32 protein-coding genes are annotated in these 24,274 nt (G+C 42.2%); 23 read left to right on the top strand and 9 right to left on the bottom strand.

What is annotated here, in order from left to right; translation table 11 throughout:
* Positions 1-68 precede the first annotated feature (68 nt).
* Positions 69-725, bottom strand: coding sequence for a hypothetical protein (locus J4N39_RS19640; RefSeq protein ID WP_252024065.1), 657 nt, complete (start codon positions 723-725; stop codon positions 69-71).
* Positions 726-915: 190 nt separating this feature from the next.
* Here J4N39_RS19640 and J4N39_RS19635 point away from each other — a divergent pair, with 190 nt between their 5' ends.
* The 3 genes from J4N39_RS19635 to J4N39_RS19625 all read left to right on the top strand — a co-directional run bounded on the left by J4N39_RS19635 (position 916) and on the right by J4N39_RS19625 (position 2,344).
* On the top strand, positions 916-1,134 hold the full coding sequence (locus tag J4N39_RS19635) for a DUF3820 family protein (protein WP_252024063.1): 219 nt from the start codon (positions 916-918) through the stop codon (positions 1,132-1,134).
* Between the two features lie 294 nt (positions 1,135-1,428).
* On the top strand, positions 1,429-1,731 hold the full coding sequence (locus J4N39_RS19630) for a hypothetical protein (RefSeq protein WP_252024061.1): 303 nt from the start codon (positions 1,429-1,431) through the stop codon (positions 1,729-1,731).
* 142 nt (positions 1,732-1,873) lie between these two features.
* Positions 1,874-2,344: a hypothetical protein gene (locus J4N39_RS19625; protein WP_252024059.1), complete on the top strand. Its 471-nt coding sequence runs from the start codon at positions 1,874-1,876 to the stop codon at positions 2,342-2,344.
* Positions 2,345-2,504: 160 nt separating this feature from the next.
* On the opposite strand, the gene J4N39_RS19620 is transcribed toward J4N39_RS19625, so the two are convergent.
* Both J4N39_RS19620 and J4N39_RS19615 read right to left on the bottom strand, forming a co-directional pair.
* Positions 2,505-2,687: a hypothetical protein gene (locus J4N39_RS19620; protein ID WP_252024057.1), complete on the bottom strand. Its 183-nt coding sequence runs from the start codon at positions 2,685-2,687 to the stop codon at positions 2,505-2,507.
* A 393-nt stretch (positions 2,688-3,080) separates the two neighbouring features.
* On the bottom strand, positions 3,081-3,227 hold the full coding sequence (locus J4N39_RS19615) for a hypothetical protein (RefSeq protein ID WP_252024055.1): 147 nt from the start codon (positions 3,225-3,227) through the stop codon (positions 3,081-3,083).
* 803 nt (positions 3,228-4,030) lie between these two features.
* Between J4N39_RS19615 and J4N39_RS19610 the strand changes: the two genes are divergently transcribed.
* The 6 genes from J4N39_RS19610 (at position 4,031) to J4N39_RS19575 (ending at position 8,795) form a co-directional block, all read left to right on the top strand.
* On the top strand, positions 4,031-4,576 hold the full coding sequence (locus J4N39_RS19610) for a GNAT family N-acetyltransferase (protein WP_252024053.1): 546 nt from the start codon (positions 4,031-4,033) through the stop codon (positions 4,574-4,576).
* Between the two features lie 133 nt (positions 4,577-4,709).
* Positions 4,710-5,207 carry a GNAT family N-acetyltransferase gene (locus J4N39_RS19600; protein WP_252024051.1) on the top strand — a complete coding sequence of 166 codons (498 nt, stop codon included), beginning with the start codon at positions 4,710-4,712 and terminating at the stop codon, positions 5,205-5,207.
* A 164-nt stretch (positions 5,208-5,371) separates the two neighbouring features.
* Complete coding sequence (locus J4N39_RS19590) at positions 5,372-5,917, top strand: GNAT family N-acetyltransferase (RefSeq protein WP_252024049.1); 546 nt, start codon at positions 5,372-5,374, stop codon at positions 5,915-5,917.
* Between the two features lie 113 nt (positions 5,918-6,030).
* The gene (locus J4N39_RS19585; RefSeq protein WP_252024048.1) at positions 6,031-6,453 is read left to right on the top strand and encodes a GNAT family N-acetyltransferase; all 423 of its coding nucleotides are present in this window, start codon (positions 6,031-6,033) and stop codon (positions 6,451-6,453) included.
* A 306-nt stretch (positions 6,454-6,759) separates the two neighbouring features.
* On the top strand, positions 6,760-7,260 hold the full coding sequence (locus tag J4N39_RS19580; RefSeq protein ID WP_252024046.1) for a hypothetical protein: 501 nt from the start codon (positions 6,760-6,762) through the stop codon (positions 7,258-7,260).
* Between the two features lie 1,394 nt (positions 7,261-8,654).
* Positions 8,655-8,795: a hypothetical protein gene (locus J4N39_RS19575; RefSeq protein WP_252024044.1), complete on the top strand. Its 141-nt coding sequence runs from the start codon at positions 8,655-8,657 to the stop codon at positions 8,793-8,795.
* 194 nt (positions 8,796-8,989) lie between these two features.
* Here the strand turns inward: J4N39_RS19575 and J4N39_RS19570 are convergent, their stop codons facing one another.
* Positions 8,990-9,259 carry a hypothetical protein gene (locus J4N39_RS19570; RefSeq protein WP_252024042.1) on the bottom strand — a complete coding sequence of 90 codons (270 nt, stop codon included), beginning with the start codon at positions 9,257-9,259 and terminating at the stop codon, positions 8,990-8,992.
* A 921-nt stretch (positions 9,260-10,180) separates the two neighbouring features.
* Positions 10,181-10,363: a hypothetical protein gene (locus J4N39_RS19565; protein ID WP_252024040.1), complete on the bottom strand. Its 183-nt coding sequence runs from the start codon at positions 10,361-10,363 to the stop codon at positions 10,181-10,183.
* Between the two features lie 497 nt (positions 10,364-10,860).
* Between J4N39_RS19565 and J4N39_RS19560 the strand changes: the two genes are divergently transcribed.
* Both J4N39_RS19560 and J4N39_RS19555 read left to right on the top strand, forming a co-directional pair.
* Positions 10,861-11,028 carry a hypothetical protein gene (locus tag J4N39_RS19560; protein WP_252017942.1) on the top strand — a complete coding sequence of 56 codons (168 nt, stop codon included), beginning with the start codon at positions 10,861-10,863 and terminating at the stop codon, positions 11,026-11,028.
* Positions 11,029-11,221: 193 nt separating this feature from the next.
* A complete protein-coding gene (locus tag J4N39_RS19555; RefSeq protein ID WP_252024038.1) occupies positions 11,222-11,725 on the top strand; it encodes a hypothetical protein in 504 nt (167 codons plus the stop codon).
* Between the two features lie 173 nt (positions 11,726-11,898).
* Here J4N39_RS19555 and J4N39_RS22990 read toward each other — a convergent pair whose 3' ends face one another.
* Together J4N39_RS22990 and J4N39_RS19550 are read right to left on the bottom strand one after the other, a co-directional pair.
* A complete protein-coding gene (locus J4N39_RS22990; protein ID WP_286036838.1) occupies positions 11,899-12,033 on the bottom strand; it encodes a hypothetical protein in 135 nt (44 codons plus the stop codon).
* 527 nt (positions 12,034-12,560) lie between these two features.
* On the bottom strand, positions 12,561-13,694 hold the full coding sequence (locus J4N39_RS19550; RefSeq protein ID WP_252018132.1) for an ISAs1 family transposase: 1,134 nt from the start codon (positions 13,692-13,694) through the stop codon (positions 12,561-12,563).
* Positions 13,695-14,701: 1,007 nt separating this feature from the next.
* Here J4N39_RS19550 and J4N39_RS19545 point away from each other — a divergent pair.
* From J4N39_RS19545 to J4N39_RS19535, 3 genes are all read left to right on the top strand, one after another.
* Positions 14,702-15,001 (top strand): hypothetical protein, encoded by a 300-nt coding sequence (locus tag J4N39_RS19545; RefSeq protein ID WP_252024036.1) that lies wholly within the window; start codon positions 14,702-14,704, stop codon positions 14,999-15,001.
* Positions 15,002-15,133: 132 nt separating this feature from the next.
* Entirely contained in the window at positions 15,134-16,174 is a 1,041-nt protein-coding gene (locus J4N39_RS19540) for a hypothetical protein (RefSeq protein WP_252024034.1), read from the top strand.
* A 131-nt stretch (positions 16,175-16,305) separates the two neighbouring features.
* Complete coding sequence (locus J4N39_RS19535) at positions 16,306-16,620, top strand: hypothetical protein (RefSeq protein WP_252024032.1); 315 nt, start codon at positions 16,306-16,308, stop codon at positions 16,618-16,620.
* Between the two features lie 182 nt (positions 16,621-16,802).
* Here the strand turns inward: J4N39_RS19535 and J4N39_RS19530 are convergent, their stop codons facing one another.
* Complete coding sequence (locus J4N39_RS19530) at positions 16,803-16,979, bottom strand: hypothetical protein (protein WP_252024030.1); 177 nt, start codon at positions 16,977-16,979, stop codon at positions 16,803-16,805.
* 310 nt (positions 16,980-17,289) lie between these two features.
* Here J4N39_RS19530 and J4N39_RS19525 point away from each other — a divergent pair, with 310 nt between their 5' ends.
* From J4N39_RS19525 to J4N39_RS19485, 9 genes are all read left to right on the top strand, one after another.
* Positions 17,290-17,832, top strand: coding sequence for a hypothetical protein (locus tag J4N39_RS19525; RefSeq protein ID WP_252017902.1), 543 nt, complete (start codon positions 17,290-17,292; stop codon positions 17,830-17,832).
* Between the two features lie 529 nt (positions 17,833-18,361).
* On the top strand, positions 18,362-19,270 hold the full coding sequence (locus J4N39_RS19520) for a phosphotransferase enzyme family protein (RefSeq protein WP_252024028.1): 909 nt from the start codon (positions 18,362-18,364) through the stop codon (positions 19,268-19,270).
* A 140-nt stretch (positions 19,271-19,410) separates the two neighbouring features.
* Positions 19,411-19,818 (top strand): GNAT family N-acetyltransferase, encoded by a 408-nt coding sequence (locus J4N39_RS19515; RefSeq protein WP_252024026.1) that lies wholly within the window; start codon positions 19,411-19,413, stop codon positions 19,816-19,818.
* Positions 19,819-19,988: 170 nt separating this feature from the next.
* Positions 19,989-20,372: a GFA family protein gene (locus tag J4N39_RS19510; RefSeq protein WP_252024024.1), complete on the top strand. Its 384-nt coding sequence runs from the start codon at positions 19,989-19,991 to the stop codon at positions 20,370-20,372.
* Between the two features lie 160 nt (positions 20,373-20,532).
* Positions 20,533-21,144, top strand: coding sequence for a restriction endonuclease (locus J4N39_RS19505; protein ID WP_252024022.1), 612 nt, complete (start codon positions 20,533-20,535; stop codon positions 21,142-21,144).
* 140 nt (positions 21,145-21,284) lie between these two features.
* The gene (locus J4N39_RS19500; RefSeq protein ID WP_252024021.1) at positions 21,285-21,764 is read left to right on the top strand and encodes a GNAT family N-acetyltransferase; all 480 of its coding nucleotides are present in this window, start codon (positions 21,285-21,287) and stop codon (positions 21,762-21,764) included.
* A gap of 139 nt (positions 21,765-21,903) precedes the next feature.
* Complete coding sequence (locus J4N39_RS19495; protein ID WP_252024019.1) at positions 21,904-22,530, top strand: rhomboid family intramembrane serine protease; 627 nt, start codon at positions 21,904-21,906, stop codon at positions 22,528-22,530.
* 105 nt (positions 22,531-22,635) lie between these two features.
* Positions 22,636-23,190, top strand: a complete 555-nt coding sequence (locus tag J4N39_RS19490) for a histidine phosphatase family protein (RefSeq protein ID WP_252024017.1) — start codon at positions 22,636-22,638, stop codon at positions 23,188-23,190.
* A 128-nt stretch (positions 23,191-23,318) separates the two neighbouring features.
* Positions 23,319-23,840, top strand: coding sequence for a GrpB family protein (locus J4N39_RS19485; protein WP_252024015.1), 522 nt, complete (start codon positions 23,319-23,321; stop codon positions 23,838-23,840).
* A gap of 189 nt (positions 23,841-24,029) precedes the next feature.
* Here J4N39_RS19485 and J4N39_RS19480 read toward each other — a convergent pair whose 3' ends face one another.
* A complete protein-coding gene (locus J4N39_RS19480; RefSeq protein ID WP_252024013.1) occupies positions 24,030-24,212 on the bottom strand; it encodes a hypothetical protein in 183 nt (60 codons plus the stop codon).
* Positions 24,213-24,274 lie beyond the last annotated feature (62 nt).

Below are 24,274 nucleotides of genomic sequence, written 5' to 3'. Positions count from 1 at the left end.
GAGGTGGAAGGATAAAGCGGGATATGACTCTTAGGGTCATATCCCCGAATCAGATGTTGTGGGTAGTGCTATTCAAGTGTTGTCGGGCTGGAATGAATCGTTAGACTTGTTTGTTCAGACGGAGATTCAGCCATTGCTTGCTTATCACTGTGTTTTTTGAAGCTAGCAATAATGGATTGGGTTACATCAAATGGGTGATCTAGGCTTAACGCCAAGTTTTGAATGCGATCGCCAAGTAATTGGTAATCCAATTGATCGACTTTCTTATGCTGGTGGTCGAGTCTAAACAACCCGAGGTAATAAAATACACCACTGCCTTGGTTCGATACCGAGTAAGGCGCAACAAACGTCATTTGGCTACTTGGCTGGTCTTTGAAATACAATACCAATAGTTGTGAGTAATCCAAAGATACCGTTCCTACTTCTGGTCCATTACGATAATTACCTTGGGCCACAGTATTAGTTGCCATATCTGGGATATCAGTAAGCATGGCGCTCGCCATGGTATCTGGAATCGCAACACGCCAAGGTTGAGCATCTTTGAGGCTAAACAAGTGCAGCATCACCGCTTTGCCTTCTTGATCTGATTTTACGTATCGACCTTGTTTAGCCGCAATTTCTTCATGGCTAGTGTTAAGGCGGTATGTCCCTGCGACAACGACAGCAATTAAAAGTAGGATAGGAATCAATAGAATTAGAGGGATAGGCAGAATTCGCTTTCTCATAGACACGTCCGATATGTTCTTATTGGGAAGTATTTTACGAGTGTGGCACGCTAAGCTCAACCTCTGTTTAAGTGAATTGTACGTAAAATCAACAGCTTTAGGCGGCTACTTTGCTTGGATAACGCAATCTATCTATACCTGACGAACGCCACTCGTTAGACTAGGCTCTTCAAAATCACAGAGTTACACCATGTTAGACAAACAAAACCTATTAAAGCTTGCTCGTACCCAAATGCCGTTTGGTAAATACGCAGGACGAGTGTTGATTGACCTACCAGAAGAATACCTTCTTTGGTTTGATAAAAAGGGATTTCCTGAAGGAGAGCTAGGCCAGTTACTTCAATTGTGTCTAGCGCTCAAGATAGAAGGGTTAGACCAGGTGGTGAAGCCGCTTAAGTATAAGGATTAGTCGTCAGGTAATGGTCTATGTTGGGTTGTTGGTACTGCACATAGAGTTTCACAAAGAACTGTTTATTTAACCAGTATTTATGGTTTGATTAGTTATTAAACTAATATTGGGTCTAATGCTGCATATTGTGAAGTTTGAGTTAGAGTACTAGTTGCTTATCTAGTTGATTTTGTGGGGTAAGTGGTGAAAATTTTGATTCAAATGGGATATTCTACGGATAGTTTGTTGGAGAGATCTGCGGATCTAAGCGGTAGATAAAGCGTTATACGTTTTAGAGTATTGGGTGGGGATTACATGTCTGAAGAAGAAACTAGACTTGCAAAGAGCTTGCTTGAAACAGATCAAAACTACTTAGAAAATATAATTGCTCTAACTCATATTGGGGATAGAAAATATGGGCAGTGTTGGGATACTGAATATCATGTGTTCGGTCTTGTAGCATCTGAGACTGATCATTTGCCATTAAATCATGTTCGCCCACGGTGCTCAGAAGAATTTCTAATAAGAGCTGATAAAGAACTAGCTAAAATCATAGAGCACTATCGCATCTATGTCGTTAAGGCTTGCAATGAGATTATCAACCGCAACAACGTATAACAATCGCTTAAACCTGACTGCCAACCTATGGCATTTTTGGTTCGGTTTGGCTTTTGTGATTACGGTGGACTATTTGAGTGTGGTGCAGTTGGCAGCAAGTTAAGCGGGCGTTATATGCAATTGGAATATTAGTACAACCATTATGAAAACAAAAAGAACACCAACAGACTTGGAGTTGCTTAACTTCATTTATAATAATTATTACGAGGAGTTTATTTCTTGGGCTGAAAATGGTCAGAATAACCGGGCTTCTAAGGTTTACGTACCTATAGACTGTGATTTGTTAGCAAGCCAATTTGGTGTTGATGGTGATGTTATTTTTGGGCGACTCTATTATCACTTGGAGAAAAAATATGGCTACAAGCATAATGATGGTGCAAATGTTCACTTCTTTGCCTTGAAAGTCGGCCAAGACATGCATTGCGTTAACTTCCCCTATTTGGCGTCGGTTTTAGCTGATTTACGGCAGGAAAATAAGAAATTTAAGCTAACGATGTCATTATCCTTACTTGCTATTGCCCTATCTACGGTGTCCATAGGGGTAACAGTTTACAAGGAAATTCTTCTACCTAGGGCGCAAGCATATAACAAATTGCTCAAGAATGACGGCTAACCTTTGGCATTTTTGGTTCGGTTGAGTTTAGTGATTACGGTGGCTTTGCTTAGGTTTTGTGGCAGTTAGCCGCATCTTAGCAAGGCGTTAGTTTGCGGTTGGAAAAAGCCAATCCAAATAAGAGCTTAGTTCATTTTTCCGTGTGTTCACCTGTTCGTATTCACCAAGTCATGTTCTTTCCGGTGGCACTTTGATTTAAGTGTTTGTGGTTCGCTCGTCGTTTACTGTAGCTTTCATTCGTTTGGTGTTCGGAGGCGCTGCTTCTTTTTCGCTGAAACAGTGTCGGTAGAGTAGGGGCTTTACTGGTGCTGTTGTTGGCATGGTTGAAAGTATCCTTTGCCATTTTTTCATAGTGTTTGGTCGAAGGTTTTGCGATTGTCTCTTCATTGCCAAGTGCGTTTGTGCGGTGTGTTCGAGTTGGTCAGTTGTCCGTTTACAACAGTGTACGGTTTAAGTATTGTATTTTAAATCAGCACCTTGGCACTCAGCCTTTAGCTTAGGGTGGGTTTGCAAACTAACAAGTGCTTGAAGTCGGACTGCCAACCTATGGCATTTTTGGTTCGGTTTGGCTTATGTGATTACGGTGGTCTGTTTGAGTGCGGTGCATTGGCAGCCGCTTAAGCAGGCGTTAGTTTGCGGTTGGAAAAAGCCAATCCAAATAAGAGCTTAGTTCATTTTTTCGGGTGTTCACCTGTTCGTATTCACCAAGCTATGTTCTTTCCGGTGGCACTTTGATTTAAGTGTTTGTGGTTAGCTCGTCGTTTACTGTAGCTTTCATTCGTTTGGTGTTCGGAGGCGCTGCTTCTTTTTCGCTGAAACAGTGTCGGTAGAGTAGGGCTTTACTGGTGCTGTTGTTGGCAACAGTGAAAGTATCCTTTGCCATTTTGTCACAGTGTTTGCTCGCAAAATTTTGCGATTGTCTCTTCTTTGCCACGTGCGTTTGTGCCTTGTGTTCAAGTTGGTCAGCTGTCCGTTTACAACGGCATACGGTTTAAGTATTGTATTTTAAATCAGCATCTTGGTACCCAGCCATTAGCTTAGGGTGGGTTGGCAAACTAACAAATGCTTCAAGTGGACTGCCAACCTATGGCATTTTTGGTTCGAATTGGCTTTAGTGATTACGGTGGTCTGTTTGAGTGTTGTGCATTGGCAGCCGCTTAAGCAGGCGTTATGTGGCTGTTTTAGTTCATATTTTCTAGCTTGGCTCGGCGCAAGGGTACTGAGTCCTGCGTTAGTGCTTTTCACCTTTTAGTCATCATGAGCCTTCTGTTCAAGTACGCTGTTTCTTTGTGGTGGGGTGTCCGTCCTCTAACCCCGATTTCTGTGCTCGCTGGGGTCAGCTTCAGTGAAAGTATCCTTTGCCATGTGAGCGCAGCTGGTGCGGGTACATCGTCAAATGTCGCTTCATTGCCAAGTGCGTTTATCGGCCTAGTTCAACTTGGGCAGCTGTCCGTTTTACTTCGGTGGTAGGGTTTAGTAATGTATTCCAAATCAACACCTTGCCACCCGGCCTTTAGGTGCGTCGCACTGTCTCGCCACATAACAAATTGCTCAAGAATGACGGCTAACCTTTGGCATTTTTGGTTCGGTTGAGTTTAGTGATTACGGTGGCTTTGCTTGGGTTCAGTGGTGTTAGCCGCATCTTAGCAAGGCGTTATGCGTAATCGATGGAGTACCGAGAATTAGATGGAAGTAGTAGAAGCGGAAAAATCGGATTTAGATTCATTCTTTGTGTATCTAGAAAATCAGCTGTCTGAAAATGGTAATGGAGAAGTTCCTCTTTTCCAGCCAATTTCCAGAGAGCAAAGTGAAATTCCAGAAACAACAAAAGATAAGTTTATCCAAGGCTTTTCTCATCAGTTTGGCGACTTAGGTTGGAGAAAACTTTGGGTTGTAAAAGACATTTCTGGAAATATCAAAGGTCATATTGATCTTCGCCACCACTGTAATGGAAGCCGTTCTCACAGAGTTCTATTGGGTATGGGCGTAGATGTTTCTTGCCGGAAGCAAGGTCTTGGTCAAAGACTCATTGATGCTGTTATAAATTTCTGCCAAGAAAAAGCTGAAATTGACTGGCTTGATCTTTGTGTATTGTCAGAGAATTTCCCGGCAAAGAACCTCTACTTAAAATCAGGGTTCAATGTTGTTGGAGAGTTCAACGATCAATATCGAATCGATGGTTTGTCAATCTCGGAAACAGCAATGACAAAGTGCGTCAAAAATTACGCATAACAAACTGTTCAAGAGTGATTCGCAACGCATGGCATTTTCACTATGCGTTGGTTTTAGTGTTTAAGGTGGTATGCAGCGGCTTCGGCATTGCGTTGCTCACACCTTAACAGGGCGTTAACTGGCAAGGAGAAAAATGGAAGTTCAGCTAGTAAAAATAGAACGAGAAGAGCGGCATGTACTTGAGAATTTGTTCTGCTACTACGTATACGACATGTCAGAGTATATGAAATGGAATCCAGCTAAAGATGGTACGTTCGGAGGGTATGATGTCTCAAAGTTCGACCCTTATTGGAATCGAGATGATCATACTCCATATTTCATAAAGGTGAATAACGAACTCGCAGGTTTTGTTCTGATTCGTCGTTACCCTAGTGACTTAACACTTTACGACGTTGCCCAATTTTTTGTTCTACGTAAGTTTAAAGGTCAGGGCGTAGGAAAGCTTGTTTTGGAGCAAGTCGTTAGAGCTTTTCCGGGTAAATGGCAAATCCGAATTCTTTTGGAAAACTCAGGGGCACTAAGTTTCTGGAAGTCTGCTGTTTCCAATATCGTAGGTGAAGACTATACGTTGTCAAAAGCGAATGACGTGGATCTTGTCATGTTTTTTATCCACTTTGAGGCTGCCAGTTAACAAACTGTTCAAGAGGGATTCGCAACGCGTGGCATTTTCACTATGCGTTGGTTTTAGTGTTTCAGGTGGTATGCGGCGGCATCGGTATTGCGTTGCTCACCCCTTAACAGGGCGTTATGTTTTTCAATCAATCATAGAAGCAATATTACAAGGAAGGTGTTCAGTTGTTTAAATGGCAAGTAGATAATGAAGTAGCTTTAGAGTTAGTAAATTCCCAAAGAGCCCACGAAGTTTTTCAAATTATTCGTGACGAAAATGAATATTTATCGGAGTGGATGGCGTGGCCTCCTCATACCAAAAAGATAGAAGATTATCAGCGATTTGTTTGTGACTCGCTCCATAAATATGCTGAAGGTAAAGGTTTGGTTTGCTTTATTCTTTATAAATCAGCACCAGTTGGTTGCATTAGTTTTAACTACATTGACTATGACTTAAAGAAAGTAGAAATAGGCTACTGGCTATCGAAAGCCTTTCAAGGCAAGGGGATAATGACTAGGGCATGTAAGCAATTAATTGGTATCGCTTTTACTGAACTTAACATGGATAAAGTTGAAATACCGGTTAGTGTTGGCAATATGCCAAGTAGAGGTGTATGTGAACGCCTGGGTTTCGAAAAAGAAGGCATCATAACTAATTCCGAAAATTTGAACGGTCGTATTATGGACCATGTTTACTATAGTCTGTCTCGTAATACATGGAATCAAACATAACAAGGCAATTAAGGTGACTCGTTACACTCGGCATTTTTGGTATGAAGTTCGGTGCGCTTTGTAGGTTTGTCGTGGGGCACCTTATTGCAGGCGTTAGGTAACTAGGAGTGAATATGGAAGTTTTTCTCAAGCCAGCGTTAGATTGGAAGTTCGCTGAAAGTCTAACGAAAGCAAATATGGCAGAGTATTATCAGTGTTATGACATTTCGTGGGATAGGGAAATGTTCGCTGATAGTTGGAAAAACTTTGATAATTTTGAGGTTTATGCGAACGGAGAACGAGTGGGTGTCATTCGCTTTAGTTACGCAGACACGACCACTTATCTTAGAGACTTTCAGCTAATCAAAAGTGCTCAAGGAATGGGTATAGGGACTACTTGCCTTACATTAGTTAAGAAGCACGCAAAACAGCACAATTCAGCTGAAGTTGCTCTTAGGGTATTTCCCGACAATCCTGCTGTAAGTCTCTATAAGCGCGCAGATTTTCTTGAGTCAGGCACTTGTGGAAATGTAATTGAAATGAGGTGCTCCCTTTGAGTTCGTTACCTAACAAATTGCTCAAGAATGACGGCTAACCTTTGGCATTTTTGGTTCGGTTGGGTTTAGTGATTACGGTGGCTTTGTTTAGGTTTCGTGGCAGTTAGCCGCATCTTAGCAAGGCGTTATGCGCTTATTCCCCTCACTATGCTATTCCATAGGCTTTGGCAATTACTGTACAATGGTATTACGATAAACAATGTAATTCGATGTAGGCTGAGCTGTATGGGTGGACATAATCATTATCCAGATTGTACTTGTGGTTGGTGCTGTAAGAGCACGAGTTATACAAACCAAGACTACTCTGTGGAAAGAAGCTTCGGGAATTTAGCCGAACAAACCAAGTGTTTTCCCAGTTATGTCAATCCGAGCGCATACTGCCCTGTTTGTGGGGCTTCAGTTTTCTTCTATCAATCGCCATACGGCGGTAGAGTATTTTTTGATTCACTCGGTAAACCTTGGGAAAAACACCCTTGTACGGATAATCGAAATTTACCGGTTAAAACTATTTCTCAAACCGAACCGAGTGGAACACGTATTGGGAAATTTAAAAGCGGTGAATACAATCCATTTGTTGTAGCGTCAATTACCAAATTCCACATTACATCCCGTGTGAAAATTATTGGACTCTTGAATAATGATGAGCTGACGATTGCGTTATCTAATGTAACAAGGGTGGAGTTTGGTGACCTAAATATTGATGTAAATAGTCCTTGCATGGCTTATCGAAAAGGAAAGTCGATTCGTCTCTCCTTTGTTAATCACCTTGGAGGTGTTGTTGAGTTAAGCGGAGACATTCAAGATTAAGTCGTGTGTTGATGCACATAACAATTTGCTCAAGCTGACAGCTAACCCGTGGCACTTTTGGTTCTGGTTGAGTTTAGTGTTTACGGTGGCTTTGCTTGGGTATCGTGCAGTTAGCTGCAACTTAGCAAGGCGTTATGTACTACTACCTATATGTTTGATGGCGTACCTTTGGTAAAATGGTATTGCTTTCACTAGATGTGTGGCTTATATGCGAACTTTCGCTGTATTTAAGTAATCTTTCATATGAGGTAATTGTGGCTATAGTCGGTTTTCTGTTATTCACCATATTCGGTATTGCTCAAGTGTATGCTGGGTATCTTGGTATTGACTATCATTTGGGGGCTGGATGGGCAGCAGTGGCATTATTTGGTTGTTTTTTCTTTAGGTTTACTCTTCCGATAACGATCGGGTCTTTTTTTGGAGCAATGAATGTGTGGGAGTGGCATTGGGCGCTATCATTACTATTTGTTGCTCCTGGTTTAGCATTTGTTATCCCTGGTTTTGTACTTTCACTGTATGAGAGGGCTAGGGGATACTCCTACTAGTTCATACAATTCAAAATCGTGCTATATTGATTTTGCAAAACCTAAACTAGCTCTAGTTTAACAACGTACATAACAAATGCTTGAAGCTGGACTGCCAACCTTCGGCATTTTGGGTTCAGTTATAGTTAGGTGATTATGGTGGCCTGTTTGGGTGTGGTGCTTTGGCAGCCACTTAAGCAGGCGTTATGTGGCTGTTTTAGTTCATGTTTCCTAGCTTGGTTCGGCGAAATGGTACTGAGCTCTTCGTCAGCGTTTTTCACTTTTCAGTTATCATGATTCTATGTATTCAAGCACGCTGTTTCTTTGTAGTGGCATGTCCATCTGCAAACTCAAATTGCCGAGCTTGCCGTGGTCAGCTTTGGTGAAAGTACCCTTTGTCATGTGAGTGCAACTGGTAAGGGAACATCTTCAAATGTTGCTTCATTGCCAAGTGCGTTAATCGAGTCAGTTTAACTTGGGCAGCTGTCCGTTTTACTTCAGTGGTAGGGTCCAGTAATGTATTCCAAATCAACACCTTGCCACCAAGCCACTAGGTTCATCGCACTGTCTCGCAACATAACAAGTGCTTGAAGTCGGACTGCCAACCTATGGCATTTTTGGTTCGGTTTGGCTTTAGTGATTACGGTGGTCTGTTTAGGTATTGTGCATTGGCAGCCGCTTAAGCAGGCGTTATAAAGCTGCTGATTTTGGTCCGGTAATTTTTGGGGTGAGGGTTTAGTATTCGCTATGTGGCCAGTGTCTTTTTCGGCTACAAACTCGCTTCAATGCTGGCCGTTCGTTGGTGTTGTCGCCATTTGAATTTGGGGCAGGGCTAATTAGCCATTCTCGGCCAGTGCCCAACGTGAGAATGTGCAGTGGCAACCAGCTGCTCGTGACTTCGGTGAGTGGCTTGCTCAAAGTCTTCACTGGCAACGCAGTTTGTGGTGGCACCACATCGTTGGGAGTTCAACGGGCAGCCGCTCAGCTTGTCGAGGCCCCGATCATCAATAGTGATTTTCGTAAGCGCTTTGGTCTCGGAGTTTGCCGCAGGTCTATTTATAACAATTTGCTCAAGCTGACAGCTAACCTGTGGCACTTTTGGTTTGGGTTGAGTTTAGTGATTACGGTGGCTTTGCTTGAGTATCGTGGCGGTTAGCTGCAACTTAGCAAGGCGTTATGTAAGCATCCATGCTTCTAATCATAGCTTACTGTTCTAGAGCATTTTCATACATATTAGTCATATAAATCGACATGATAATCCATAGCTTTTCATTAGGAATCTCATCGGAAGCGACTAATTCTCTGCACATGTCAACAGAGTCCTTAATGATGTTTTGAAAGAGCATTTGCCCTGCCATATCTGAAAAGCCAATACCATTGTTTTTCTCTGCATAGACATCACTCATCGAATTAAGGTAGTCATTCCCAAACTTTCCAATAAACCAGTCATCAGCTCTTGCGTAAGATTGGCGCATGCTTGATTCTAAGATCTTGCGGTTTATAGTGGTGTCACTCTGTAATAGGAGCTCAACATTGTTGCAGCTTATCAGATCCATGTCATCTGATGCATTTGCGAAGTTATTAGTACATAGTAAACAAATAATAAGGGTTTTTAGTAGGTTGAGTTTATTTAACATATCAATACTCAAATTATAAATTCAACTAGTAGTATAACAAATTTAAGATGTAATTCTATGTCAAACCTATATTTGAGCTAGTTACATAACAAGTGCTTAAAGACGGACTGCCAACCTGTGGCATTTTTGGTTTGAAGTGGGTGCAGTGATTACGGTGGTTTGTTTGGGCGCAGTGGTGTTGGCAGCCGCTTAAGCAGGCGTTATGTGGCTGTTTTAGTTCATGTTTTCTAGCTTGGTTCAGCGCAGGGGTACTGAGTTCTATGTCAGTGCTTTTCACCTTTCAGTCCTCATGATTCTTGGCTTTCAAGCACGCTGTTTCTTTGTGGTGGGATGTCCGTCTGCAAACCGAAATTTCCGTGCTCGCTTTGGTCAGCTTCAGTGAAAGTATCCTTTGTCATGTTAGCGCAGTTGGTACGGGAACATCCTCAAATACCGCTTCATTGCCAAGTGCGTTTATCGGCCTAGTTCAATTTGGGCAGCTGTCCGATTTACTTCAGTGGTAGGGTCTAGTAATGTATTCCAAATCAACACCTTGCCACCAAGCCTTTAGGTTCATCGTACTGTCTCGCCACATAACAAATGCTTAAAGACGGACTGCCAACCTGTGGCATTTTTGGTTCGGTTTGAGTTTGGTGATTACGGTGGTCTGTTTGGGTGTGGTGCATTGGCAGCCGCTTAAGCAGGCGTTAGTTTGCGGTTGGAAAAAGCCAATCCAAATAAGAGCTTAGTTCATTTTTTCGGGTGTTCACCTGTTCGTATTCACCAAGCCATGTTCTTTCCGGTGGCACTTTGATTTAGGTGTTTGTGGTTCGCTCGTCGTTTACTGTAGCTTTCATTCGTTTGGTGAGCGGAGGCGCTGCTTCTTTTTCGCAGAAACACTGTCGGTAGAGTAGGGGCTTTACTGGTGCTGTTGTTGGCAACAGTGGAAGTATTCTTTGCCATTTTGTCACAGTGTTTGCTCGTGAAATTCTGCGATTGTCTCTTCTTTGCCACGTGCGTTTGTACGGTGTGTTCGAGTTGGTCAGCTGTCCGTTTACATCAGCGCACCGTTTAAGTATTGTATTTCAAATCAGCACCTTGGCACGCGGTCATTAGCTTAGGGTGGATGGCAAACTAACAAATGCTTCAAGTGGACTGCCAACCTATGGCATTTTTGGTTCAAATTGGGTTTGGTGATTACGGTGGTCTGTTTGAGTGTTGTGCATTGGCAGCCGCTTAAGCAGGCGTTAGTTTGCGGTTGAAAAAAGCTAATCCAAATAAGAGCTTAGTTCATTTTCCCGGGTGTTCACCTGTTCGTATTCACCAAGCCATGTTCTTTCCGGTGGCACTTTGATTTAAGTGATTTTTGTTCGTTCACAGTTTACTGCGATTTTCCCAGTTTTGGTGTTCGTAAGTGCTTTTTCTTTGTTGTTGAAACAGTGTCATAAAAGGGGAGTTTCATGGGTGCTGTTGTTGGCAGCAGTGAAAGTGTCCTTTGCCATTTTGTCACAGTGTTTGGTCGTGAAATTCTGCGATTGTCTCTTCTTTGCCACGTGCGTTTGTGCGGTGTGTTTAAGTTGGTCAGCTGTCCGTTTACATCGGTACTAGGTTTAAGTATTGTATTTTAAATCAGCACCTTGGCACCCGGCCATTAGCTTAGGGTGGATGGCAAACTAACAAATGCTTCAAGTGGACTGCCAACCTATGGCATTTTTGGTTCGGTTTGGCTTATGTGATTACGGTGGTCTGTTTGAGTGTTGCGCATTGGCAGCCGCTTAAGCAGGCGTTATACGTTCCCCCAGAATTTAACTCAGGAGTTCTATGAAATTTAGTGATTTGATGCATTTGAGTCAGGATGATGCAGGTAATATCTTAGTCGATGATTTAGTTGCTAAACTGCCTAACACTCCACTAGATGTTATAGAGCAGTTTTACGCGGATCATGGCAGAAATTATGGTTTTCAAGAGCAGTATGCTGATATCAATATATCAAACTTAGAATGGACTCTTGTTGACCTCAGTTACAGTGAGATTGCTGAAGCTTCGATATTCACTGATTTTAAAGGCTGGTCTGACACATGCGCTTTAAAATCACAAAGGGTAGCGTCGGAAAACGATTGGAGCCTAATTGGTCACAATAAGGCAACAGTCCAAAATTGGCAATGTAATCGAACATGGCTTCGTCCACCAATCATGCTGATAACTGGTTCTAATTACCATTTGGTTGAAGGGCATTCAAGATTTGGCTGCCTTAAAGGGTTAGTGTTATCGGGTGTTATTTCACCGCAAAAATCTCACCAAATATGGTTGGCAAAAAACCTATAACAAGTGCTTCAACCTGACTGCCAACCTATGGCATTTTTGGTTCGGTTTGGCTTTAGTGATTACGGTGGTCTGTTTGAGTGTGGTGCAGTTGGCAGCAAGTTAAGCAGGCGTTATGTGGCTGTTTTAGTTCATGTTTTCTAGCTTGTCTCGGCGCAAGGATACTGAGTTCTTCGTCAGTGCTTTTCACCTTCCATTCTGCGTAATTCTTGGTTTTCAAGCACGCTGTTTCTTTGTGGTGGGATATCCGTCTGCAAACCGCAATTTCCGTGTTCGCTATGGTCAGCTTCAGTGAAAGTATCCTTTGCCATGTGAGCGCAGTTGGTGTGGGAGCATCCTCAAGTGTCGCTTCATTGCCAAGTGCGTTTATCGGCCTAGTTCAACTTGGGCAGCTGTCCGTTTTACTTCGGTGGCAGGGTCTAGTAATGTATTCCAAATCAACACCTTGCCACCCAGCCTTTAGGTTCATCGTACTGTCTCGCAACATAACAAATTGCTCAAGAATGACGGCTAACCTTTGGCATTTTTGGTTCGGTTGGGTTTAGTGATTACGGTGGCTTTGCTTAGGTTTCGTGGCAGTTAGCCGCATCTTAGCAAGGCGTTAGTTTGCGGTTAGAAAAAGCTAATCCAAATAAGAGCTTAGTTCAGTGTTTTGGGTGTTCACCTGTTCGTTCTCACCAAGCCCCGTTCTTTCCGGTGGCACTTTGATTTAGGTGTTTGTGGTTCGCTCGTCGTTTACTGTAGCTTTCATTCGTTTGGTGTTCGGAGGCGCTGCTTCTTTTTCGCTGAAACAGTGTCGGTAGAGTAGGGGCTTTACTCAGGGCGAGAGCATGAGTGCCTAATTATTGTTCGATGCATCAAGACCAGCGAGCAATACTTTGTCTAAATAATCATTGCTCATCGCCGCTATCTTTTGTTTACGACGCACACTTGCTTTCTTGGTATTTTCAGAACGTAACATATTTAGTGCGATATGGCGTATGCAAGCCATGACTTCAGCGGCATTGTTTCGGTAAATTTGGCAACTGTCTTCATTCATCGTGGCATCAAGCACCCAATGCAAACTGTTTTCTATACCCCAGTGGCCACGAACCGCTGCTGCAAACTCTGTATTTGTGAGTTCTGCTGAACTGATATAGTAACGATATTCGAAAGAACTTTTTCCTTTATTATCAACACGGCAACTTAGTGCAAAACCAATGGATTTTAGTCCTTTCCATTCGGGAAACTGTTTGGCTAGCTCGCCTGCGGGTAAGACATGGTATTCACGGGCTTCTACTCGACCATGCCCTTTTTCAATCGTGACATTTTGAGGTTCGCTTTTTGCAATTCTTTTCTCTTTAAGCGCATGTTGCACTGCTTTAAACAGTGACTCCTGATTTCCTTTCACTGCAAGGAGATAATCTCCACCTTCATCGGTAATGGTGGCAGCAATGTTTGTTTGACAACCGATGGCATCAATCGAAACGAGGCAACCTTTAATATCTAGTAGCTGAAGTAACTCTGGTATCGCTGTGATTTCATTTGATTTAGCATCGGTTTTTCGTTGTCCTACGACGACACCATTAGCGGTTGCAAAAGCGCTAACCATATGGATTGTAGACTGGCGGCTTTCACGATCGTATGAGCCTCTCAAAACTTTACCATCGATAGCTATCAACTCACCTTTTGAGCGTTGAGATATAGCCTGCATCCAGCTAGCAAAACTTGTTTGAAACTCAGTTGGTTCAAGGCGTGAAACGATACGTGCAATAGTGTCATGTGTAGGCAGACCATCTGGGAAGAAGCCTTTTTCTTGAAGCCAATCAAGGTGAACTTCACCAAAGTCTTCAATATCTTCCCATCCTTCACAACCTGCAATAACGGCACACACTACCAAAAACAAAACATCGAATAATGGGTAGCTAATTTTAGCTGATTGACGTGGATCTGTTAGGTGGCCAAAATGCTCAGAGAAAGCGTCGATGCTCATGAAAATACCCTCAAAAGGGAGTATATGATCACAGCTAGATCAGATCGTCAAATCGATCCTATTTAGCTCAAAAAACGTTCATGATCTCGCCCTGGGGCTTTACTGGTGCTGTTGTTGGCTACAGTGAAAGTATCCTTTGCCATTTTGTCACAGTGTTTGCTCGTGAAATTCTGCGATTGTCTCTTCTTTGCCAAGTGCGTTTGTGCGGTGTGTTCGAGTTGGTCAGCTGTCCGTTTACATCAGCGTACGGTTTAAGTATTGTAAGTTAAATCAGCACCTTGGCACTCAGCCATTAGCTTAGGGTGGGCTTGCAAACTAACAAGTGCTTGAAGTCGGACTGCCAACCTATGGCATTTTGGGTTCGGTTTGGCTAATGTGATTACGGTGGTCTTTTTGGGTGCAGTGCATTGGCAGCCGCTTAAGCAGGCGTTAGTTTGCGGTTAGAAAAAGCCAATCCAAATAAGAGCTTAGTTCAGTATTTCTGGTGTTCACCTGTTCGTTTTCACCAAGCCACGTTCTTTCCGGTGGCACTTTGAACTAAGTGATTTTGGTTCATTCACTGTTTACTGCAACTTTCCCAGATTTGGTGTTCGTAGGTGCTGTTTCTTTGTAGTTGAAACTGTGCCGTACAAAGGGGAGTTTCAAGGGTGCTGTTGTTGGCAGCGGTGAAAGTATCCTTTGCCATTTTGTCACAGTGTTTGGTCGCAAAACTCTGCGATTGTCGCTTCATTGCCAAGTGCGTTTGTGCGGTGTGTTCTAGTTGGTCAGCTGTCCGTTTACATCAGCGCACAGTTTAAGTATTGCATTTTAAATCAGCACTTTGGCATCTAGCCATTAGCTTTGGGTGGTCTGGCAAACTAACAAGTCGTTCAAGCTGACGCACGGACCTACGGCATTTTTGGTTTGAAGTTAAGTGTGCTTTGTAAGTTGGGTGTTGGTGCGCAGCTTAACTCAGCGTTATGTATGTCAAGGAGTCAATCATATTAAATCAATTCGAGTGGCATGATTTGTCTTTAGAGGTTATTTCAATTGGCCAGTTTGGTGTTAGGTTGATTGTAGTTCCGTATGACAATGAACATCAGGAGTATCAAAAAGTAGAACTCCAACTGTTTGACTACGAAAGCCTATCTTTATCTATGGGTGGAGAAATCACTAGTAGTACCTTAAGCAACTTGGAAATAACTGACTTTACTTATACGATCGAGGACGGTTTATTATCTGGTGAAATTGGCATACTTCCGGAAAATGCAGGTTATTGGTCAATTAAATTCTCGAATGCAAAATGGAAGCTCGAAGGACACACATAACAAGTGCTTGAAGTCGGACTGCCAACCTATGGCATTTTTGGTTCGGTTTGGCTTTAGTGATTACGGTGGTCTGTTTGGGTGTCTTGCATTGGCAGCCGCTTAAGCAGGCGTTATACATCAGGAGGGTGTCGGATGGAAAATTCAATTCCAAAATATCAAGGAAAGCCGACGGCGTATCTTGATCACAACATATTGGATTTGTTAGTTAAAAACCCAGAAATGAGTTTTAAAGATGAGCTTAAACAAAAATTTCAGATCTTATATTCAGATGAAAACCTCAAGGAAATCAAAAGAACTGGAGAAAATGGCTCTTTGTACTTGGGTGTGCTAGATGATCTAGAGGCAATGTATCTCAAACTCGTTCTTACGCCTCAGTTTAAATTTACTGGTGATGCAACGCTTGATATTACAAAGCCAGAGAAGGCATTTGAAAACTACTGCCTAAATATCGAACCAGTTTACGAGAGAATGGAAAAAGCAACTGCTCAGTCTCTAATTAAATTCTACGGGGGTAGGAGTGGTGATACGTTTGATGATATAAATGGTGAGCAATTAGGTGCTTTTGATAATCTAATTAATTATCTACACAGCTTGGTTGATTCTGATGAGATTCAGGAAAATTTTCCTGAACTCAATGAGCAAGTATCAGCATATACCACAGGGTTGAAGCGTTCGTATGATGAGGCTCTATCACAAGCGTCAGGTGAACTAAGGAAACATACTTCGGATGAGCGTAACTACTCCGGTGTAAAAACTTACAGGGAAAGTACGGGCATCGGTCCAGTGCAGTTGAATAATATTGAACCACCGGACGTCCTTGAAAAAATTTGGACGGCACATAAGGGCTTACAGGGTTACTCAGAAACTAACTTTACTATCGAACAATTTTATGGGATTAGCTACAATTCGATTTACAACCGTGAAATGTTTCTTTTTGAGAAAATCACATCTATCTACAACGTTTTAAATGTTATTGGATACCATCCTGATTCGAAGATGAAGAAAGAAAAAAGGTTCACTGCCGCTATGAGTGACGCTGGTCATGCTTCAATTGGCAGCTTTGCAGACTTTGTTTTATCTAGAGATATTGCCTTTATCAAGAAAACTAGAGCAGCATATGAATTTTTGCACGCAAAAACTCAGGTTATTGAAGTCACAGTAAATGATGTATAACAAATTGTTCAAGCTGACAGCTAACCTGTGGCATTTTTGGTTCGGTTTGAGTTTGGTGATTACGGTGGCTTTGCTTGAGTGTCGTGGCAGTTAGCTGCAACTTAACAAAGCGTTATAGGGCTTTTGGGAATATGGAACTTAACATCCTCCTAGATTCTGATTTACTTTCTCTTAATCAGGATTATGGGAATATGTATATAGAAATGACCTTCTTGGTAGAGTCTGGTGAAAGGGTGAAAGTAACTGCTAGCAATGAAGGGAGACATGCGATCAACGTTAGTTGTATTGGTTTACAATTGTCGGCGAATAGGCTGACCTCAGATGATGTGCCAACATTAGGAGAGGTTGAAGGAGTATCTTTTCTGAAAAACAAACTCTCCTTAGAGGGGGACTTTGGTTTAATTGAAGTAAGATGCGATCATATCCAAGTTGAGTCCGCTCTATAACAAGTGCTTAAAGTCGGACTGCCAACCTATGGCATTTTTGGTTCGGTTTAGCTTTAGTGATTACGGTGGTCTGTTTGGGTGTCGTGCATTGGCAGCCGCTTAAGCAGGCGTTAGTTTGCGGTTTGAAAAGCCAGTCCAAATAAGAGCTTAGTTCTGTCTTTCGAGTGTTCACCTGTTCGTCTTCACCAAGCCATGTTCTTTCCGGTGGCACTTTGATTTAGGTGTTTGTGGTTCGCTCGTCGTTTACTGTAGCTTTCATTCGTTTGGTGTTCGGAGGCGCTGCTTCTTTTTCGCTGAAACAGTGTCGGTAGAGTAGGGGCTTTACTGGTGCTGTTGTTGGCAACAGTGAAAGTATCCATTGCCATTCTGTCATGGTGTTTGCTCGTGAAATTCTGCGATTGTCTCTTCTTTGCCACGTACGTTTTTGCGGTGTGTTTAAGTTGGTCAGCTGTCCATTTACATCAGCGTACGGTTTAAGTATTGTATTTTAAATCAGCACCTTGGCACCCAGCCATTAACTTAGGGTGGGCTTGCAAACTAACAAGTGCTTGAAGTCGGACTGCCAACCTATGGCATTTTTGGTTCGAATTGGCTTATGTGATTACGGTGGTCTGTTTGGGTGTAGTGCATTGGCAGCCGCTTAAGCAGGCGTTATGCCTAAGGAGAAAAATGTCAATTTTAGATGAAGTCGAAACAGAGGTGTGGCATATCCTAGCCACAATCTACACATACCAACAGCAGACCGCAGGTCTAAGTGGTCAAACAACACGATATGATTTTGCTAATACTTTAGTAGCAAGAAACGCTTTAGCTGAAATGGTTGTAATTCGTACTGCACGATTAGCAGACCGAACTCGTAAAGTGAGAAATATGGAAATGCTGCTTAAACGAGTAAATTTTGGTGAGCGCACAAAAGAAGTTGAGTCTGCTGTGCAAGATTTTATGGTTGCAGTCGCACCAGTGGTAAAAAAGAGACATGAAGAAATCGCTCACATGAAGCCAGGAACACTCTCTAGTTATCCGGTGGAGCCACTAGCAGGGGAAACCTTGGAAGCTGTATCCAAGCTAGTAACAGCAGTCGATGTGGCAAGAAATAATATTGTGACTTACAAATATAAAGTTGGTTCGCTTGAGCAGGTTATAGATTTACGTGAGTCATTAGTTGCTGGGAAAAGAGTGTTTCTTGTTGAAGAACAGCAGGTTGAAAATTAGGCATAACAAAGCATTTAAGAGTGATTCCCAACGCTTGGCATTTTTCATTCCATCGTTGGGTTTCGTGTTTACGGTGGTATGGTTGAGTTTCGTGGTAGCGTTGCTCACACCTTAATGCGGCGTTATGTGTTGGAGACACGATATGATGAAGCAAGTGACAATCCATGGTCATAAATGGAATCTCGATGACATCCGAGAAGATATTGATTGGGCAGTTCAGCAAGATTGGATCTTTAGAAAATACTCCAAAATTGATGATCACGAGCATTGTATCTTTTGCTTTTGGACAATTTATAACTCGGATCAGGAAGAAGACGGATATGGATATCTTTGCGGTAGTGCTTGGCTCTGTTGCGAGTGCTTTAGACAGTTCATATCGCAACCAAAAGTAACCACATAACAATCGCTTAAACCTGACTGCCAACCTATGGCATTTTTGGTCCGGTTTGGCTTTAGTGATTACGGTGGTCTGTTTGGGGGTCTTGCATTGGCAGCCGCTTAAGCAGGCGTTATAAATATTGGAGCATCTGTGAAAGGTAACATTCGATACTTTAAACAAAAGCTTAAAGAAGCTTACGATATCAATGTCACTGATGTTTCTGCTCTCTCGAGTATGCATGACTTGTATCAACTCACGACAGTTTGCTGTGAACAATATGTTGTTAAGCTTTATAGAGCCAGTCATTGCTCTTTTTCGCATTTGACATCAATGACCGAGTTTAATGCTAGCTTGAAAGCTAATAGAGTTTCTGTAACCGTCCCTGTCCCGGGAGTTGACGGTAAGTATGTTCAGTATATTGATGATTTGTATGCAGTGTTAAGCCATTTTGTATATGGGGATACGATGCCCACTCTCAATTCATCTCAATGTTACTTATTTGGTCTAGAGTGTGCTCGGCTCCATTTAACACAGAGTAAGCACGATTTTCCGCCTAAAAAAACCGAAGAGTTGCTCACTTTACCTTTGCTCAATATCAGAGCTGGTTATAGGCACAAGCAAGAAGAGGTTGGGGTTATCGAAACCTTAGCTGCGCAAGTGGAGGTCAACTTGTCTAAGTTTCCTTTGCCCGAGGTTACGTGCCACGGAGACCTCCATTGGGGTAATGCAATCTTCTCATCAGAGCAAATCACGATACTTGACTTAGATTTCTGTTGCAGAAGTTGGCGAATATATGACCCTGTAGTCTTCTTATGGAATCTTCTATTCACTAATAGTGACAACACTAAAGAACAGTGGTCATCATTTCTGAGTGGATATCAGTCGATCTCGGAGTTGTCTGAAGAAGAGCTTATAGCTATTCCGTGGCTCTTGATGGCTCATAATACTTGGCATATTGGTTTTATTGGCGAGGCTACTATTGATGAGTGGGAATTTGATGATTACTGGTTCGATCGTAAGTTCGAGTTGTTTGCGGTAATCAGAGAGATGTACCGATAAAAATATTTATAACAAGTGCTTGAAGTCGGACTGCCAACCTATGGCATTTTTGGTTCGAATCGGGTTTAGCGATTACGGTGGTCTGTTTGGGTGTTGTGCATGGCAGCCGCTTAAGCAGGCGTTGTGTAGCTAGGAGAAATATGGAAATTTCAATACAAATTAGCAAAGAAATAGAGCAATCAGAAGTCATTGGTTTATACAAAGCTAACGGTTGGTCATCCGCAGAAGTGCCAGAGAAATTGTTACCTGCGTTGTTGAATTCTGACACTTTGGTCACTGCACGTAAAGACGGTAAACTTATTGGTTTAGGAAATGCAATATCTGATGGTTACCTCGTTGTCTATTATCCGCATATGCTTGTTGACCCACGTTTCCAAGGGTTTGGAGTTGGTCGTAAGATGATGGAACTGATGCAAAGTAAATACAAAAACTTTCATCAACAAATGCTAACAGCTGACGGTGAAGCTGTTGATTTTTATCGGGCATTGGGCTTCGAAAGGGCGGGGAAAACGGAACCTATGTGGGTATACGCTGGTGATGATCACTAATGGCCAAACATCGCTACATAACAAGTGCTTGAAGTCGGACTGCCAACCTATGGCATTTTTGGTTTGATTTGGGTTTAGTGATTACGGTGGTTTGTTTGGGTGTAGTGCATTGGCAGCCGCTTAAGCAGGCGTTATAACACTTTCCGAAGTGTCAGCATGGAGGCAATAATATGGACATAAAAAGAGTACACAACGCAAAATGTCATTGTGGTGCAGTTGAATTGGAGCTAACTATGCCAAATGGTTTAGAAGACCCTCGTCGTTGCTCTTGTTCTATGTGTAGGAAGCGCGGAGCAATTGCTGCATCTGTCTTGCTTGAAAACCTCAAAATTGTAAAAGGTGAAGACAATTTAACCCTTTATCAGTTTAATACCATGACGGCAAAGCACTACTTTTGTAAAACTTGCGGGATATACACTCATCACCAAAGTCGCTCCAATCCACATCAATTCGCAATTAACGTTGCGTGCCTTGAAGGTGTTAATCCTTATGATTTGGAGCCAGTCAAAATTTACGATGGTATTCATCACCCAAAAGACAGTATTCATTTGTAAGCGCAAACATTGAGGCGTGTTATAACAAGGCGTTTAAGACGGATTCACAACGCTTGGCGCTTTCAGTTCAAGTTAAATTTAGTGTTTAAGGTACAATGGTTTAGGAGCGGTGGTTGCGTTGTTCACCACTTAACGCGGCGTTATGAAATTGGAGGTGGATTTGAACACGGTTGAAAAAGGGGACCTATTTGAAGGAAGGGTCTTTGAAAGTATTCAAGACTTGGTCAAGTCGGGTTATCTAGGGCTAAATCCTGATTGTTGTCGTTTGTTTAAAAAGAAGGGTTATTATTCTAGAGATAGGGACAGCAATATTGTTGTAGATATTTCAATCGAAATTTGGATGCCAGGAGCTGATGATTGGTCGATGTTATGGGTTTTTGAGTGCAAAGATTATTCTAAACCTGTTCCCGTTGATGACGTTGAAGAGTTCAAGGCAAAATTAAACCAAATTACAGGTGTAAATGTTAAAGGGTTATTTGTTACGTCGTCTGCATATCAAAGAGGTGCATTAAACTATTCTCGTTCACACGGCCTAGGCTTGTTGCGACTATTACCTGATGATCAAATTGATATCCTAATGTATTTCGTAACTCCAGACTTGCTAAAAAAACAAGAGCAAAAACGAAAAACAGAATATAAACAAGCGTTGATTAACCAGTCGCATAGGACTGAAGGCAGCGGATTTTATTCTATCTACAATGGTTATGTATACCATAGTTGGAAGGCCCTTTTTAAGGACTATCTTGAGGAACACGTTGACAAAATTTCATAACAAATGCTTAAAGACGGACTGCCAACCTATGGCATTTTTGGTTCGGTTTGGCTTTAGTGATTACGGTGGTCTGTCTGAGTGTTGTGCATTGGCAGCCGCTTAAGCAGGCGTTATACAACTAATACATCCAAGGAGGGGATATGAAACAAATCAAAATTAGGAAAGCAGACAAGAGTGACGCTGAAACGATACTTCGATTTATCACAGATTTAGCTACCTATGAAAAGGCAGAACATGAGGTAAAAGCTACTCTCCTAGATATTGAGTCCAGCTTATTCTCTCCTCAGTCTACGGCTCATGCAACTATCTGTGAGGTTAAAGGCGAGCCTGTCGGTTTTGCGGTTTACTTCTATAACTATTCTACATGGTTGGGCAAAAACGGTTTGTATCTGGAAGATCTGTATGTTTCCCCGGAATATCGTGGTTTGGGAGCAGGGAAGGTCATTCTCAAATATCTGGCAAAGCTAGCAGTTGAAAATGGTTGTGGTCGTTTTGAATGGTGCGTTCTTGATTGGAATGAGCCAGCAATTAACTTTTATAAGTCTATTGGTGCAAAACCCCAAGATGAATGGGTTAACTATCGACTGTCTGGTAGCGATCTAATAGAGTTCTCAAAATAGTCGTTGTATAACAAGTGCTTGAAGTCGGACTGCCAACCTATGGCATTTTTGGTTCGGTTGAGTTTAGTGATTACGGTGGTCTGTTTGGGTGTTGTGCATGGCAGCCGCTTAAGCAGGCGTTAGTAGCAAGGAGGCAAATTTGACATCTCGTCAATTCCCATATGTAGCTGTTCTATTGGCAATAGTAACAGTCATAGTGTCATTGACAGTTAACTATCTAATATCTGGCTCTCTGTTCGGAAAAGTCAAAGTGCCTGAGTTGGAGCCTTATGGCGGTTATACGCTAGAGCATCTGCTGAACTATGAGTTTTGGAGACTAGTTGCTTCACAGCTAATTCATGTAAAACAACCTCATATGATTTACAACGTTTTGTCTCTCGTTGCTATTGGTTTTGCATTTGAGCGTAAAATCGGAGCCTTGGCTTTTATCTCAATTTGGTTGGTAGCAGGCTCAGTTGGTACATTTGCCAGTACGTTTACAGTTCCAGAGCCTTGGAATTTGGGTACAGGTGGTTCACAAGCGGTTTTAGGCTTGGCTGCTGCTGGGTTAGTTAAGTACCTAAAAGGTGAAACAGGCGGTCGAGTTCCATTTTTAGTTTTAGCCTTAACTATTTTGCCAGCATTTGCTTTGGACTTAATCTTTAGTGAACACCACCTTCCTAAACTTGGGCATGTTCTCAGTTTTGGCTTCGGTGCGCTAATTCTGTTGGGTTTTGAGTTTCGTGCAAGGTTTGCTACTAACAAATTGCTTAAGAGTGACAGCTAACCTTTGGCATTTTTGGCTTGGTTGGCTTCAGTGTTTAAGTGGCTTTGCTTGGGTTCAGTGATTGGTTAGCTGCACCTTAGCAAAGCGTTAGAGGCTCGTCGATATATGGATATTTTCTTACTAAGACATGCAGAAACAGAATCGAATAAAAAAGGTCTGCTTTCTTCTTGTAGTGCAGACCCTTTAACTAACAAAGGAGTCAAACAGTCTCTAGATATCGTAGGTTGTTTAGAAAAACTGGGAGTGCAATCAATTCTCTGCTCTCCTTACTTAAGAGCACAGAAAACAATTGAACCATTTTCTAAAGCTTCGGGCATCGGAATAGAAACTCATGGAAGCCTTGCTGAAGGTCAATTAGTTTTGGGTACTTTGGTAAAGCCATTAAATCCTATATACAACGAGAGTAGTGGTTACCCTATTTTAGATGAAACAAAAGAACAGTTTGTTGGCCGTGCCATTCATGCTGCTGAGCTAATACTTAGTCAAAAGCATGAACGTATATTAGTTGTTTCACATGGTCATATGATTAGAGAGTTGCTTAATATTTTTATAAAACCAGCTGAAAAAATGAGGTTTCCTCATGCAAACTGTGGCTTAACTAGATTGTCAGTTGGTGATAACCAAATGATTCATTATATTAACCGTGAAATAAGCCTCTAACAAATGCTTCAAGTGGACTGCCAACCTATGGCATTTTTGGTTCGAATTGGGTTTAGTGATTACGGTGGTCTGTTTGGGTGCAGTGCATTGGCAGCCGCTTAAGCAGGCGTTAGGTAAATGGAGGAACAATGAGTTCGAGGGTAATTGAAGTTGTAGACTATCGACCTTCATGGGCTAATGAATTTAGCGATGAAAAGGTGTTGCTAGAATCGGCCTTGAATTCAGCTAATGTAGTGGCAATTCATCACATTGGTAGTACTTCAGTCAAAGGTCTTTGTGCGAAACCAATCATAGATATTCTTGTTGAAGTGAAATCACTAGAAGTATTGGACAAGAACAATAATCTGATGGAGTCGCTTGGGTATGAAGTTAAAGGTGAATTTGGTATAGCAGGTAGGCGTTATTTTCAAAAAGGTGGCATACAAAGAAGTCACCAAGTACATGCTTTTTTAGTTGGGTCTCCAGAAGCAAATAGGCATATTGCATTTCGTGACTACTTGATTCAATTTCCAGAAATAGCGTTGCATTATGGTAATTTGAAGCGAGAAGGTGCTTCAATTTGTAACAACGATATTGGTGTATATTGCAATCATAAAGACAGTTTTATAAAGGAGCATGAGGCAAACGCACTACGCTGGAAATTTACCTAACAAAGCGTTTAAGACGGATTCCCAACGCTTGGCATTTTTGGTTTGCTTCAGCTTTATTGTTTACGGCACAATACGTTAGGTGTAGTGGTCTGCGTTGCTCACCACTTAACGCGGCGTTAGTTTGCGGTTAGAAAAAGCCAATTCAAATAAGAGCTTAGTTCAGTGTTCTGGGTGTTCACCTGTTCGTATTCACCAAGCCATGTTCTTTCCGGTGGCACTTTGATTTGAGTGTTTGCGGTTTGCTCGTCGTTTACTGTAGCTTCCATTCGTTTGGTGTTCGGAGGCGCTGTTTCTTTTTCGCTGAAACAGTGTCGGTAGAGTAGGGGTTTTAGTGGTGCTGTTGTTGGCAACAGTGAAAGTATCCTTTGCCATTTTGTCACAGTGTTTGCTCGTAAAACTCTGCGATTTTCTCTTCTTTGCCACGTGCGTTTATG

Origin of the sequence: Vibrio sp. SCSIO 43136, from assembly GCF_023716565.1 — a bacterium.
In the GTDB taxonomy this organism is placed as follows: Bacteria; Pseudomonadota; Gammaproteobacteria; order Enterobacterales; family Vibrionaceae; genus Vibrio.
Note: the sequence above shows the minus strand (reverse complement) of the source record. Positions and strands in the feature narration are given on the sequence as shown.